Here is a 14,432-nt window from a genome sequence, read left to right as displayed (position 1 = left end):
CGCACCACCCGACGACACGCACAGAAACGGAGACCTCAGCCGTGGCCTTCACCGTCTCGGTCACCACGACGACCGACACCGCGACCATCAGCCTCAGCGGCGAACTCGACGCCGTCGGCGCCCCCGCCTTCCACGACACGATCGAGAAGGCCGCGGCCGCCGGCGTCACCCACGTCGTCATCCGCGCCCACGACCTCACCTACATGGCGAGTGCGGGGCTGCGCTCACTCGTCTTCGCCCGCCAGAAGATGGGCGACGACGTCCGGATCACCGTCGCGGGGGCGAGCGCACCCGTGGCCCGGACGATACGGCAGGCCGGCTTCGACCGCAGCGTCACGCTCGCCGACGAGTGACGACAGACGGGCCGCGCAGATGAACGCCCTACGCCTGTCCGCCGCACTCACCTCCCTCGAGGACGTCGCGGCCTATGTGGGGGAGCTGACCGAACGGGCCGGGCTGCCCACCGAGGCTGCCTACCGGTTGCGGCTCGCCACCGACGAGCTGGCCACCAACGTGGTCATGCACGGATACCGCGGCAGCGAGGGGGAGTTACGCCTCACGGGCGGGATGGACGAGCACACCGTCTGGATCCGGCTGGAGGACGACACGCCCCGCTTCGACCCCAGCGCGAACCGCCTTCCCCCACGCACCGACCTCCCGTTGTCCGAGCGCCCCATCGGCGGCCTCGGCATCCACCTCGCGCTCACCGCCCTCGACGACTTCCGCCACCACTACACCGACGGTCACAACAGCAGCACGCTCGTGATCCGTCGCCACGATCACGCAGAGCCCCCGAAGTGAGGCCGACATGCCCGACGTCACCGCTCTCCTGGTGGACCAGGAGAGGAATCCGCCCCAAGACCTGCTGACCGCCCTCGCCCACGCCGACGTGGCGGTCGAGATCCGCACCCCCGACGAGGCCGTCGCGGCCGCCGTCGGCGGACCGGCCCCCGCCGCCGAGGTTCTGCTGGCACCGGCAGCCATGCAGCCGCGTGCTGTCCGGGCGGTGAGCCGCAGGATGAGCGAGTCGGGCCGGACACCGATCGTCGTGGTCTACGCCGACCAGGACTTCACCACCATCGAGCAGCACATCAGGCTCGGCCACGACTACATCGTCCCGCCCTTCCTGCCGCCCCTGGTCCGTGCGCGGCTGCGCAGCTGCTACGAACGCGCCAAGCTGAGCCGGACCATGGAGGAGGTGGCGGCGCAGGCCGAACTCCTCAGCTATGAGCGCGAGTTGAAGATCGGGCGGGAGATCCAGGAGGGCTTCCTGCCCGAGGGGCTTCCGACGCTCGACGGCTGGGACCTCGATGTGCGCTTCAGCCCGGCCCGCAACGTGGCCGGCGACTTCTACGACGTCTTCGAGATGGTCAACCGTCGCAGGCTCGCCCTCGTCGTCGCCGACGTCTGTGACAAGGGTGTGGGCGCCGCCCTGTTCATGGCGCTGATCCGCAGCCTGCTGCGGCACACCGCCGAACACAGCGGCCTGCAGAACCTGATGACCACCCATCAGCCCACGGTGAGCAGTGACCACTCGCCCGTGATCCCGGTCGTGGGCGCGACGCCGCTGATGAACGCGGTCGTCGGCACGAACGGCTACCTCACCCGCAACCACAGCGGACAGGGCTACTTCGCGACGATGTTCTTCAGCGTCCTGGATCCGGCCACCGGAAGCCTCGTCTACATCAACGGTGGGCACAACCCTCCGCTCCTCGTCGCCGCGGAGGGCGGCGACCCCCAGCCCCTGGAGCCGACCGGTCCGGCCGTCGGTGTCATCCCCGACTGCGCGTTCTCCCTTGGGCATGCGCAAGTACGTCCCGGCGACACGCTCTTCGTCTACACCGACGGCGTACCCGAGGCCCGCAACGCCGAGGGCGAGTTCTTCGGTGACGAACGCGTCCTTCAGCTGCTGCGCGAGCCCGCACCGTCCGGCCGGGCGCTGCTGGAGCGCGTGGAGTCGGCGCTGCGGGAGCACAGCGGTGCGGCGGAGCAGCACGACGACATCACCATGATGGCCGTCCACCGCACGGTCACCCCGGGCTGACCCGGCCTCGGTGCACCCCCTACGAGGTTGGACGACGACCGGACAGGATCGGACGGTTCATGGCACAGATCATCGCAATGCATTCGCACCGGGGCGGTACCGGAAGGTCCAGCGTCGCGGCGAACCTGGCCCGGCTGACGGCCGCGGCCGGACACCGCGTCGCCCTGGTGGACACCGACATCCAGTCACCGGCGGCCCATGTGCTCTTCGGTATCACGGACCTCGCGCCGCGGCGCACCCTCGCCGACTACCTGATCGGCCGGTGCGAGGTCGAGGAAGCCGCGAGCCCGGTGCCCGGCGCTACGTCGGGCGGAGAGCTGTTCCTGGTGCCCGCACGGGCAGAGGCCGCCGGCATCCACGAGATCATCGCCCAGGGATATGACGTGGGCCTGCTGCGCGAGGGCTTCGACCAGCTCATCGAGGCCCTCCGCCTCGACGTGCTGTTGCTCGACACCCACGCGGGCATCAACAACGAGACGGTGACCGCGGTGGCCAGCGCGCAGACCCTGGTCGTGATGACGCGGTCCTGCCGCCTCGATCTCACCGGCGCCGCCGAGACCCTCGAGTTCGCGAGCCAGCTCGGCTGCCCACGCCGGGCGCTCGTGGTGAACATGGTGCCGCCCGGCGTGCCCGGCGAGGCGGCCCGTAAGCGCGCCGAGGCCGCCTACGGCTCGACCGCGCGGGCCGTGCTGCCGTACGCGCCGGAGCTGGCCTGCGTCGCCGGTGATCGGCTGTTCGCCGACGCCCACCCGGACCATCCCCTGGTGGCACGGCTGCGCTCGGTCATTCCCTCCCTGCTGCACGAGAACTGAGCTGCACCAGAACTGAGAGGACTGAGAGGACTCCGGTGAGTGCGACAACGGATCGGATCTCCGCGATAGCCCTGGTCGGCGGCCAGGGAGTGCGGGCCAGGCCGCTGACCCTGAACTCCCGCGACCATCTGCGCAGCAAGGCCGTGATGGGCCTGGCCGGCCGCAGCCTGATCGAGTGGGCCGTGGACGCCCTGCGCGCCCAGGGTGTTCACCGGTTCTACGTGGCCGCCAACGGCGGCGAGAACCGCGCCCAGACCAAAGCCATCTTGGAGCACGGCGAGCGGCTCGGCGTCTCGGTCCGCTACTCCCGGACCCGCTTCGACGGCGCCAACACCGGCTCCGGCGAGGCCACGCTGCGCTGCCTGGAGCACTGGGACCTCGGCGGCCTCGCGCTCGTCTTCCCGTCCGACTCGGTCTTCGACTTCGACCTGGCCGCCATGGTCCGCGCCCACCGGGCCGCCGACGCCGTGGTCACGGTGGCCACGGTGCTCCGGCCGGCCGCCGAGGCGGCGGGCAAGTACGGGGTCGTACGACGTGGCCCCGACGGTCTGGTGAACCGTTTCCTCGAAAAGCCGGCCCTGCGGACCATTGGCGGTGGACGGGTCGAGACGAACGCGGGCATGTACCTGGTCGACTGCGAGCGGCTGCGCATCGCCGGCCGTGAACCGGCGCTCGACTCACTCGCCCGCCGCAGCCTGGACTGGGGCGGGAACCTGCTGCCGTACCTCGTCGGCCACGGCCACCGTGTCGCCTCCCACCCGATCACCAGGTTCGGCGACCTGGGAAGCCCCCGCGACTACCTGACCACACTCCGCGAGGTGCTCCGCGACGAGTACCCGGTGCTCAGCGGCCGCGCCCGGATCCACGAAAGCAGTCTGCACCTGAAGGACGAGGCCACCGGGCGCACACTCGCGGAGAAGATCGCCGACGGGACGGTCCTGATCGGACCCGGCGTCCGCATCGGACGGGACGTGGAGATAGGACCCGGCGCCGTCATCGCCGAGTCCGACATCGGCGACGGCGTGGACATCGGCGCGGGCAGTGTGCTGCGGGGCGTCGCCTGCGGCGACCACAGCATGATCGGGCCCGGCGCGAGGATCTTCGACGCCTACCTCGGGGCGATGGTCGACATCCGCTCCACCGCCGACCATGCCGTGGTCCTCTGGGGCTTCTGCGCCCTCGGGGACGAAGTGCGGGTGGGCGAGGGCGTCCGGCTGAGCGGCGTCAGAGTGTATCCGCGGCTCGACATCCGCAGTGGCGCGAGCATCCCGCCCGGCTCCGACCTGGCCAGCCTGCAGGACGTGCTGCGCGGACTCGGGGAGGCGGCATGATGCGTGTCGACCTGCTCAGCCGCGAGTACCCACCGCACGTCTACGGCGGCGCAGGCGTCCATGTCGACCACCTGACCCGGCAGCTGAGGCGACTGGTCGACCTACGGGTGCACTGCTTCGGCGAGCCCCGCCAGGAGGCGAACGTCACCGGCCTCCGCACGCCCGCTGAACTCGCCGACGCCAACGCCGCGTTGCAGACGATGGGCATCGCCCCGGCCATGGCGGCGGCCACAGCCGGAGCCGATGTGGTCCACAGTCACACCTGGTACGCCAACATCGCCGGCCACCTCGCCAAGCTGTACCACGGCATACCGCACGTCGTCACCGCCCACAGCCTGGAGCCGCTGCGCCCGTGGAAGGCGGAGCAGCTCGGCGGCGGTTACGCACTCTCCAGCTGGGCCGAACGCACCGCCATCGAGGCCGCAGACGTGGTGATCGCCGTGTCGGGCGCGATGCGGCAGGACCTCCTGCGCTGCTGGCCCGGCCTGGACCCCCACCGGGTCGTCGTGATCCACAACGGCATCGACACCGATGAGTTCACCCCCGCGACCGACACCTCCCGGCTCGCGCCTCTGGGAGTGCGCACCGACCGGCCTGTCGTGGCCTGCGTTGCTCGCCTGACACGGCAGAAGGGGCTGCTCCGTCTGCTCCGGGCCGCGCCCCATCTGACCCCCGGCACCCAGTTGGTGATGTGCGTGAGTGCCCCGGACACGCCCGAGCTCGCGGAGGAGTTCACCGCGCTCGCCCGGGAGGTGACCGGCAGGGGTGCCGACGTGGTGCTCGTCCGGGAACCGCTGTCGCACGACGCCTTGCGCCAACTCCTGTCGCGGGCTGATGCGTTCGTCTGCCCGTCCGTGTACGAGCCGATGGGCATCGTCAACCTCGAAGCGATGGCGTGCGGTACGCCAGTCGTGGCCACAGCCGTCGGTGGCATTCCGGAAGTGGTTGCCGACGGGGAGACGGGTCTGCTGGTCCCACCCGTAACCGACGAGGAGGCGTTCGCCAAGGGCCTAGCGGTGCACGTCAATGGGCTGCTGGCGGATCCGGAGCGGGCCCACCGCATGGGGCGAGCGGGCCGCCGTCGAGCGGAGGACCGATTCTCCTGGACCACGGTTGCTCAGCGGGTACACGCGGTCTACCAGTCACTGATCTGAACCGACAGCACCGAGGATGGGGAGGTTCCGCGTTCCGATGACGATCGAACTGACCGACGACGGCCTGCTGGGACGGGTCGTCCTGGCACGGCTGCTGGAAGAGGAGTTCCGCCCTCGCTGCATCACCTCCGATGCCGCCGTGGGCCGTATCCCGATCACGGATGTCCGTCCGTGCGTCGACGGCGGACGCAGGCCCGCGCGAGCGGTACCAGGTGAGCCTGTCGAGGTCGCCGCCACGATCTTCCGTGAGGGACATGAGGAGTTGGCCGCACACGTCGTAGTGACTGGACCGGACGGCGAGCAGCATCTCCCGGTCCGGATGACGGAGCCGGTCCGCGGCACCGACCGCTACACGGCTCGGATCGTGGCGGACCGGGTGGGGGAGTGGACCTTCCGCGTCGACGCCTGGAGCGACTCGTTCGCCACCTGGCGGCGGGCGGCCACGGCCAAGGTCCCCGCGGGCATCGACGTCGACCTCACCCTGGAGGAGGGTGCCAGGCTGCTGGAACGTGTGGCGCTCGCACCGGCGGTGGCCGGCACCCCCGCCCAGGTCCTTCTCGCCGATACGGCGGCCGCTCTGAGGGACACCGGCCGCCCCAGGGCCGTACGGCTCGCTGCCGCGCTGGCCCCCGATGTGAGCGACGTGCTGGAACGGCATCCGCTGCGCGAACTCCTCACCCACGGTGTGGAGTTGCCGCTGCGGGTGGACCGTGAACGGGCGCTGTACGGCGCCTGGTACGAGTTCTTCCCGCGCTCGGAGGGCGCCGTCCTCAGCGCGGACAGCCCGCCCGTCTCCGGAACCTTCCGCACGGCTGCCCGGCGGCTGCCCGCCATCGCCGCGATGGGCTTCCAGGTGGTGTACCTGCCGCCCATCCATCCCATCGGAATTCGGCACCGTAAGGGACCCGGCAACACTCTGACCGCCGGCCCGCACGACCCCGGCTCGCCGTGGGCCATCGGCTCACCGGCCGGTGGGCACGACGTGATCCATCCGGACCTCGGTACGCCTGAGGACTTCCGCCACTTCGTGCGCACCGCGCGCGACCTCGGCATGGAGGTCGCCCTCGACTTCGCGCTCCAGTGCTCCCCGGACCACCCGTGGCTGCGTGAGCACCCCGAATGGTTCCGGCGACAGGCCGACGGCACCATCGCCTGCGCCGAGAACCCACCGAAGAAGTACCAGGACATCCATCCCCTGGACTTCGACGCGGACCCGGACGGCATCCATGAGGCGTGCGTGGGGCTCCTCAGGCACTGGATGGAGCAGGGCGTGCGGATCTTCCGCGTGGACAACCCGCACACCAAACCCGTCAATTTCTGGGAACGGCTGATCGCCGACATCCACCGCATCGACCCGGACGTGCTTTTCCTCTCCGAGGCGTTCACCCGTCCGGCGATGCTGCGCACCCTGGCCCGGGTCGGATTCCACCAGTCCTACACCTACTTCACCTGGCGCAACACCGGCCCCGAGGTGGAGTCGTACCTGTGTGAACTGTCCGGTCTCGACGGCGAGGGGTCGGCCGCGTACCTGCGGCCCAACCTTTTCGTGAACACCCCGGACATCCTCCCCGAGTACCTGCAGACGGGCGGGCGCGCGGCCTTCGCGGTTCGTGCCGTGCTCGCGGCCATGGCGTCCCCGGCCTGGGGCGTCTACGCCGGCTTCGAGCTGTGTGAGGCGACCCCCGCGACACCCGGTGCCGAGGAGTACGCCCACTCCGAGAAGTACGAGTACCGGCCGCGCGACTGGGACGCAGAGGCCGACGGGCGGTCCATCGCACCCCTCATCACCACCCTCAACCGGATCCGTGAGGCCCATCCGGCCCTGCATCACCTGCGCAACCTCCGTTTCCACCGCCGCGACAACGAGGCGATCCTCTGCTTCTCCAAGCGGCTGCAGACCCCCGACGGCGACGACACCGTCCTGGTGGTGATCAACCTCGATCCGCACCGGGCCCACCACGCCACGGTCCGCCCGGATCTCGCCGAACTCGGTCTACAGGACGCAGAGTTGTTCGACGTCCGCGACGAGCTGGGCGGCGCCACGTACCGCTGGGGCCGGGAGAACTACGTGCGGCTTGATCCGTACCGGGGCCAGGTCGCCCACATCTTCACCATCCGACGCCTGACGAGGACTTCGAGGACTTCATGGTGACCGTCACTGACACCAGGACCCCGGCCGCCTTCGGGGAGCTCGACCTCCATCTGATCGCCGAGGGGAGGCACGAGCAGCTCTGGCGCGTCCTGGGCGCGCACCCCCGCGCGGGCGGCACGTCGTTCGCGGTGTGGGCGCCCGGCGCCCATTCCGTGCGCGTGGTCGGCGACTTCAACGACTGGGACGGCGGCGCGCATCCGATGCGGCGGCTGGGCTCGTCCGGGGTGTGGGAGCTGTTCATCCCCGGGGCGGAGGAAGGCGACCTGTACAAGTACGAGATCCGCGGCGTCGACGGCCGCGTCCGGCAGAAGGCGGACCCCTTCGCCTTCGCCGCCGAGTGCCCACCCGGGACGGCCTCGCGGATCCACGCCTCCCGGTTCGAGTGGACGGACGCAGAGTGGATGGCGGGGCGGGATTCGCAGCCGCCGCACGAGGCGCCGCTGAGCATCTACGAGGTTCACCTCGGCTCCTGGCGGCCGGGACTGTCGTACCGCCAACTCGCCGACGTTCTGCCGGGATACGTCAAGAATCTCGGCTTCACGCACGTCGAGTTCCTGCCGGTTGCCGAGCACCCCTTCGGCGGTTCCTGGGGTTACCAGGTCACCTCGTACTACGCCCCCAGCGCCCGCCTCGGTACCCCGGACGACTTCCGCCACCTCGTCGACGCCTTCCACCGCGCCGGAATCGGCGTGATCGTCGACTGGGTCCCCGCGCATTTCCCCAAGGACGACTGGGCGCTCGCCCGGTTCGACGGATTCCCGCTGTACGAGCACCCTGACCCACTGCGGGGCGTCCATCCCGACTGGGGGACGCTCGTCTTCGACTACGGCCGCCCGGAGGTGCGCAACTTCCTGGTGGCGAACGCCGTGTACTGGTGCGAGGAGTTCCACGTCGACGGCCTGCGCGTGGACGCCGTGGCCTCGATGCTCTACCTCGACTACTCCCGGGAGGACGGTCAGTGGCGGCCCAACGCCCATGGCGGCCGGGAGAACCTCGACGCGATCGCCTTCCTCCAGGAGCTCAACTCAACCGTCTACCGGCGCTGCCCGGGCGTCTTCACCATCGCCGAGGAATCCACCGCCTGGGACGGCGTGACCCGCCCCACCGACTCCGGCGGACTCGGCTTCGGCCTGAAGTGGAACATGGGCTGGATGCACGACTCGCTCGACTACATGCGCCAGGACCCCGAGCACCGGCGGCACCACCACACCGGCATGACCTTCCCCATGGTGTACGCCCACGCCGAGAATTTCGTCCTGCCGATCAGCCACGACGAGGTCGTGCATGGCAAGGGCTCCCTGCTGGGCAAGATGCCCGGGGAGCGGTGCCGGCAGCTCGCCGACCTGCGCGCCTACCTGGCCTTCATGTGGGCTCACCCGGGGAAGCAACTGCTCTTCATGGGCCAGGAGTTCGCGCAACCGGACGAGTGGTGGCACGACGGCTCCCTGCACTGGGAGCTGCTCGACGGGGCGTCCCCTGAGTCCGCCGCCCATCGAGGCGTACGCGATCTGGTCCGCGATCTCAACCGGATCCACCGGGGGACCCCGGCGCTCTGGCAACGCGATACCTCCCCCGAGGGGTTCCGCTGGATCGACGCGGACGCGGCCGGGGACAATGTCCTTTCGTTCGTCCGGTACGACGCCCACGGCGACCCACTCGTGTGCGCCTACAACTTCTCCCCGCAACGCCGCACCCCACGGCTCGCGTTCCCTTGCTCCGGTGGCTGGCGAGAGGTCCTCAACACTGATGCCCTGTACTACGGCGGCAGCGGCATCGGTAATCTCGGCGCCGTCGAGGTCGAGCCGCGGGACTGGCAGGGATTCCCGGCCAGCGCCTCGGTGGTGCTGCCTCCGCTGGGCGCCCTGTGGCTGCGGCCGGAGGAGTCATGACGGAGGTCCTGCTCCTCGCCGTCGGCGCGACCCTGGTGTCGGCTGGAGCCCGGCGGGCCGGGGTGTCGGTGCCGATCGCCCTGGTCGTCGCGGGACTCGTGGTCTCCTTCGTCCCGGGCGTGCCCGACTACCACCTCGACCCCGAACTCGCCCTGTTGGTCTTCCTCCCACCGCTGGTCTACGCCGACGCTCTGGAGAGCTCGTACCTGAACCTGCGGGCCAACGCCCGCCCCATCGGCCTGCTCTCCGTCGGCCTCGTCCTGTTCACCACCGGCGTGGTCGGGGTGGTGGCCCACGCGGTCGTTCCGGGGATGCCGTGGCCCGTGGCCTTCGTCCTCGGGGCGATCCTCGCGCCGACCGACGCGGTGGCGGCCGTCGCCCTGGCCCGCCGGCTGGGGCTGCCGCGCCGGATCGTGACCATCCTGGTGGCGGAGAGCATCGTCAACGACGCCACCGGTCTGACGGCCTTCCGGCTCACGGTGGCGGTCGCCCTCGGCGCCACCAGCTCAATCCTGCACGGTGTCGGCGAGTTCCTCATCGTCTCCTGCGGGGGTGTGGCGGTCGGACTGCTGCTCGCCGTTCCGGTGCGGCGGCTGCGGAACTGGCTCGGCGACCCGGTCGCGGAGAACGCGCTGTCGCTGGTCGTACCGTTCGCCGCGTACGCGGTGGCTGAGTCCCTGCATGCCTCGGGCGTGCTGGCTGTGCTGGCCGCCGGGCTGTACCTCGGGCATCACTCCACCGGGCTCTCGCACGAGGCCCGGCTGCAGGAGAGGGCCACCTGGCGGCTGACCACCTGCCTGCTGGAATCGGTCGTCTTCGCCCTGATCGGCCTCCAACTCCGGCCGGTGCTCGCTGCGTTGCACAGCATGGACCCCGCCGCTCTCGGCCGGTACGGGGCCGCGGTCTTCGCAACTGTCCTGGTGGTGCGTATCTGCTGGATCTTCCCGGCGACCTACCTCCCACGCCGGCTCTCGGCCCGCATCCGCGAACGCGACCCCTCCCCACCCTGGCAGTTGCCTGCCCTGATCTCCTGGGCCGGCATGCGCGGGGTCGTATCGCTGGCCGCCGCCTTCGCTGTCCCGGCGGAACTGCCGCACCGTGAACTCCTGCTCTTCCTGACCTTCAGTGTCGTCCTCGGCACGCTCCTGCTCCAAGGGCTCACCTTCCCCCTGGTGGTGCGCCTGATCGGACCGAAGGAGTCGAGGGAGGCGCACAAGGACGACCTGGCCGAGGCCGTGGCGCAGGAGGCGGCCGCCGACGCGGGCTGGGCCCGGGTCGAAGAACTGGTCGGCGCGGACGGCGACACGCCGCCCCAGCATGTGATCGACCGGCTGAGACAGGTGGCCGAGCACCGCCGCGCCACCGCCTGGGAGCGGGTGCGGGCGAACACGTCGGTGGAGCGGCGTGAGACTCCGACCGCCGCCTACCGGAGACTTCGGCGGGAGATGCTCGCGGCCGAACGCCGGGTCTTCGTCGAGCTGTGCAGACAGGGCCGGATCACCCACGAGGTGCTGCGACGCGTCATGCACGACCTCGACCTCGAGGAGTCGGTGCTGTGCCATGACTGATGCCCGCCGGCGTCAGAGTGCGCCGGGACAGCAGAGGGCCGGTCATGGCCGTGGTGGCCAGGGCCATGATGACGAACGCGGTGTACGCCTCCGAGTCTCGTGTACAGGGCGAGGGGTACGCCGCCGTCCACGCTCAGCTTGCCGTGGACGACGGCGCCGCCCGACACCTCCAGGGCCATCGGCAGTCCGAGACCTTGATGGCCACACCCGTGACCGCGCGACCGCCCTGCAGGCAGGAGTACCGGCCGAGTTCATGGCCAACACCCACGAGGTACAGGATCAGCCCTACCTGCGCCAGGATCCGGAGTACCACCCCAAGAACGACCGGCACATCCGTCACGGCCACATTCGGGAGGTTTGCAGACATTTCTTCGTGCGGCCTTCCTTTTGGCCTGTACCGGCGAACTCCATGCAATACCCACGGCCTTACACACTGTCAATGGCGCCTGCTTCGATTTGTTAGGTCTCTTGGTTTCGGTGGCCTTTGCACATATGGAACACGCTAAGGGTGGACCCGGCGGGCTTGGCCGGACTTGCGTGATCCGGTTTAATTGCTGGCGGAAAACGGCCCACCGCCTGGTTCAGGGGTGGGCGAAAGGCGCCGATGAATGGTGTTGATGTGGCTTGGCAGTCAGCCCTCTCTGAGAGTCGTTCCCAGAGGTTGAAGTGAGCGCAGGGGTGCAGACTGTATCCGGGAACCCCCGCCGACCGGATGGCGCATTCTTATTCCGGATCGCCCGGTTCAGTGAATCTTTCCCGCCAGTTCTGGTATTCGCGCTCTGCCGCGAGGAGGGATTTGTGTGGACGTCGGGCCCAACGGATTCGATCGGCTTTCGCTTTCTCAGGACCGCGTGGACAGACTGTGTCGGCTCCTGCTCTCCTCCATCCCGAGAAGTGATCAGCGGCGCTGGGGAGAAATGTACGTCCGCGGCCTGCTCCTGGCGGAGGGGCGCAAGACGATGAGGGGTATAGCCGCTGTCGTCGGTAGTGCGGCGATGCAGAGCCTCCAGCAATTCATCAGCACGTCCCCGTGGGACTGGAAGCCGGTTCGGCAGTCCCTCGCCGGCTACCTGGACCGCGAAATCAGGCCGCATGCCTGGATCGTGGAAACCCTCGCCGTGCCCAAGGCCGGAAAACACTCCGTGGGCGTGGAGCGCCAGTTCGCGACCGGCCTCGGCCGGGTGACCAACTGCCAGCAGAGCTCCGGCATCTGGCTGGCCTCCCAGGAAGCGAGCTGCCCCGCGGACTGGCAACTCGCCCTGCCTGCCAGCTGGGTGGCCTGCCCAGAGCAGCGCAGGCGTGCCGCCATCCCTGACCACATCCAGGCAAGGACCCCCGTCCAGTGCGCCGTCGACTCGGTGCTGGCGATGGCTGAGCACTGGGGCCTCACGCCCCGCCCCGTGGTGATGGCGGTGACCGACGCCGACCTCCCGTACGTCATGATGTCGTTCGGCATGCGCCACATCCCCTTCGTACTCCGGGTCGAAGGCTCGCTCCCCGTCGTCACCAACGACCCGGCCCAAGGGCTGGGCGGCCAACGCATCGCGACGGTCTCCCGGGTGGCGGGCGAGCTGGGCGACCAGGCGGGTGCCGTGGAGTGGCAGGACCTCGGGCAGTCGCGCCGACGTGTCACCAGGGTCGCCGGCACGCGGGTCAGACTGCCGATGTCCGTCGACCCCCTCTCGCACGGAGCGGGTGCCTCCACGTTCACCCTGGTGGGAGCCTGGACGGATCCCACCAACAACAGGCCGGCGGAGTACTGGCTGTCCAACATCGGACATCTCCCTGCCCCTGCCCTGTTCCGCATCGCCAAGCTCACCCGGCGGGTCTCCCGCGACCTGCACGAGGTCTGCGACAACGTGGGCGTCCGGGACTTCGCGGGCCGCTCCTTCCGAGGCTGGCACCACCACGCCACCCTCGTCTCCATCGCGCACGCGATATCGGTCCTCTCACGAGACCACGGACGCCATCGGTCGCTCGCCGAACAGCCCTTACCGGGACGCCCGCTCATCGGGTCACAGCGATGAGCCCCGCCGTGCACCGCGGCCCACGGCTGCGGGAAATCGAGCTCTTCGCGGCCCTCACCGACGACCAGCTGGACTGGCTGGCTTCGGTCACCCGGGAACGGCAGCTGAGGGACGGCGAGATCCTCTTCGAAGACGGAGACCCCGCGAGCCATTTCCATGTGCTCCTCGACGGGGAACTGGTTGTCACCAAGATCGTGGACGGGCGCGAGGAGCTGCTGACCCGGCACACCACCCGGCCCCGCCCCGGCGACGGACACGAGGGCAAGCCGCCCGCCGCCCACCGCTTCACCGGCGAGCTCCCGCTGCTGACCGGCGGCGACTACGTGGCAACCGCAGTCGCCGTGGGATCGACGACCGTCCTTTCCTGCCCCAAGCAGGCATTCTTCGACATGCTGGCGCGCTGTCCGAGCGTGGCGGGCGTCCTGCTGCCGGTGCTGGCCTGGCGCATCACCTCCTCGGAGGTCCAGGCCAGGAACCGGGCCACCGTCACGGCCCTGGGCACACTCGCCGCCGGACTGGCCCATGAGCTCAACAACCCCGCCGCCGCCGTGGCGCGCGCCGCCCAGGACCTCGGCCCGGTGGTCGACGCGCTCGCCGGAACCGCCGAGGAGTGGGGCCGCGAGGCCGACGACCGGGATTGCTCCGTCCTGCGGGAGATCCTCGCCGAGATTGTAGGCACGCCACCCTCGGCGGACACCGATCCCTTCGCGCTCACGGACCTGGAGGACGAATTGGACGACTGGGCAAGGGAGCGGGGCGCGCGGCGGCCCACCGCGCTCGCGTCCGCCCTCGCGGAGCGGGGACTGGACCGCGCATGGCTCGTGGGGAGGGTGAACGGGATACGACAGCACGTTCTCCCGGCGGCGCTCGACCAGCTGTCGGTGCTCCTCGAGGCTCGCGGTCTGACCACCCAGCTCTGCACGGCGGGCCCGCGGATCTCCGCGCTGGTCGCCGCAACCCGCGACTACACCAACCTCGACCGGGCACCGCGGCAGGAGTTCTGGGTGCCCGCAGGACTGGAGGCAACGCTGACGATGCTGCGCCCCAAGCTCGCGAAGGTGAGGATCGTTCGTCAGTACGCCCCGGACATCCCGCCGATCACGGGGTATCCGACCGAGCTCAACCAGGTGTGGACCAACCTGATCGACAACGCCGTGGACGCCATGGGCGGAGAGGGCGTCCTCACCGTGCGCACGTGCCTCCAGGGCAACTGCCTGACCGTCGAGATCGGGGACACCGGCTGCGGCGTTCCGGCCGACTCGCTCTCGCGGATCTTCGAGCCCTTCTACACCACCAAGGACGTGGGCAAGGGGACCGGTCTCGGACTGCATCTGTCGTACCGGATCGTCACCCAGCGCCACGGCGGGTCGATGTCCGCTCGCTCCGACCCCGGCGGCACCTGGATGACCGTACGGATACCCGTCAACGCGACACACACGAAGGGAGATTGCTGAG

General features: G+C 70.0%; 11 protein-coding genes. All 11 read left to right on the top strand.

From position 1 onward, the window contains the following. Positions 1 to 41: 41 nt before the first annotated feature. The 11 genes from ACIRU3_RS40735 to ACIRU3_RS40685 all read left to right on the top strand — a co-directional run bounded on the left by ACIRU3_RS40735 (position 42) and on the right by ACIRU3_RS40685 (position 14,431). The gene (locus tag ACIRU3_RS40735) at positions 42 to 353 is read left to right on the top strand and encodes an anti-sigma factor antagonist (protein WP_404067993.1); all 312 of its coding nucleotides are present in this window, start codon (positions 42 to 44) and stop codon (positions 351 to 353) included. Between the two features lie 19 nt (positions 354 to 372). Next, positions 373 to 801, top strand: coding sequence for an ATP-binding protein (locus ACIRU3_RS40730; RefSeq protein WP_404067990.1), 429 nt, complete (start codon positions 373 to 375; stop codon positions 799 to 801). A gap of 7 nt (positions 802 to 808) precedes the next feature. Then, the gene (locus tag ACIRU3_RS40725; RefSeq protein ID WP_404067987.1) at positions 809 to 2,044 is read left to right on the top strand and encodes a PP2C family protein-serine/threonine phosphatase; all 1,236 of its coding nucleotides are present in this window, start codon (positions 809 to 811) and stop codon (positions 2,042 to 2,044) included. 59 nt (positions 2,045 to 2,103) lie between these two features. Further along, complete coding sequence (locus ACIRU3_RS40720; RefSeq protein WP_404067985.1) at positions 2,104 to 2,856, top strand: MinD/ParA family protein; 753 nt, start codon at positions 2,104 to 2,106, stop codon at positions 2,854 to 2,856. A gap of 35 nt (positions 2,857 to 2,891) precedes the next feature. Further along, positions 2,892 to 4,187 (top strand): sugar phosphate nucleotidyltransferase, encoded by a 1,296-nt coding sequence (locus ACIRU3_RS40715; RefSeq protein ID WP_404067982.1) that lies wholly within the window; start codon positions 2,892 to 2,894, stop codon positions 4,185 to 4,187. Further along, entirely contained in the window at positions 4,187 to 5,341 is a 1,155-nt protein-coding gene (glgA, locus tag ACIRU3_RS40710) for a glycogen synthase (RefSeq protein WP_404068054.1), read from the top strand. The genes ACIRU3_RS40715 and glgA overlap by 1 nt, the downstream gene beginning before the upstream one ends. 37 nt (positions 5,342 to 5,378) lie before the next feature. Next, the gene (locus ACIRU3_RS40705; protein ID WP_404067980.1) at positions 5,379 to 7,493 is read left to right on the top strand and encodes an alpha-1,4-glucan--maltose-1-phosphate maltosyltransferase; all 2,115 of its coding nucleotides are present in this window, start codon (positions 5,379 to 5,381) and stop codon (positions 7,491 to 7,493) included. Further along, positions 7,487 to 9,382: a 1,4-alpha-glucan branching protein GlgB gene (gene glgB / locus ACIRU3_RS40700; RefSeq protein ID WP_404067977.1), complete on the top strand. Its 1,896-nt coding sequence runs from the start codon at positions 7,487 to 7,489 to the stop codon at positions 9,380 to 9,382. Before ACIRU3_RS40705 ends, glgB begins: the two co-directional genes overlap by 7 nt. Continuing rightward, positions 9,379 to 10,950, top strand: a complete 1,572-nt coding sequence (locus ACIRU3_RS40695) for a Na+/H+ antiporter (RefSeq protein ID WP_404067974.1) — start codon at positions 9,379 to 9,381, stop codon at positions 10,948 to 10,950. Before glgB ends, ACIRU3_RS40695 begins: the two co-directional genes overlap by 4 nt. Positions 10,951 to 11,750: 800 nt before the next feature. Then, a complete protein-coding gene (locus tag ACIRU3_RS40690; RefSeq protein ID WP_404067972.1) occupies positions 11,751 to 12,977 on the top strand; it encodes an IS701 family transposase in 1,227 nt (408 codons plus the stop codon). Beyond that, entirely contained in the window at positions 12,974 to 14,431 is a 1,458-nt protein-coding gene (locus tag ACIRU3_RS40685) for an ATP-binding protein (protein WP_404067969.1), read from the top strand. The genes ACIRU3_RS40690 and ACIRU3_RS40685 overlap by 4 nt, the downstream gene beginning before the upstream one ends. Position 14,432 lies beyond the last annotated feature (1 nt).

It is taken from the genome of Streptomyces sp. NPDC101151 (genome assembly GCF_044768335.1).
Lineage (GTDB): Bacteria > Actinomycetota > Actinomycetes > Streptomycetales > Streptomycetaceae > Streptomyces.
The sequence above is the reverse complement of the archived record's forward strand: the minus strand, read 5'-3'. Positions and strand labels throughout refer to the sequence as shown.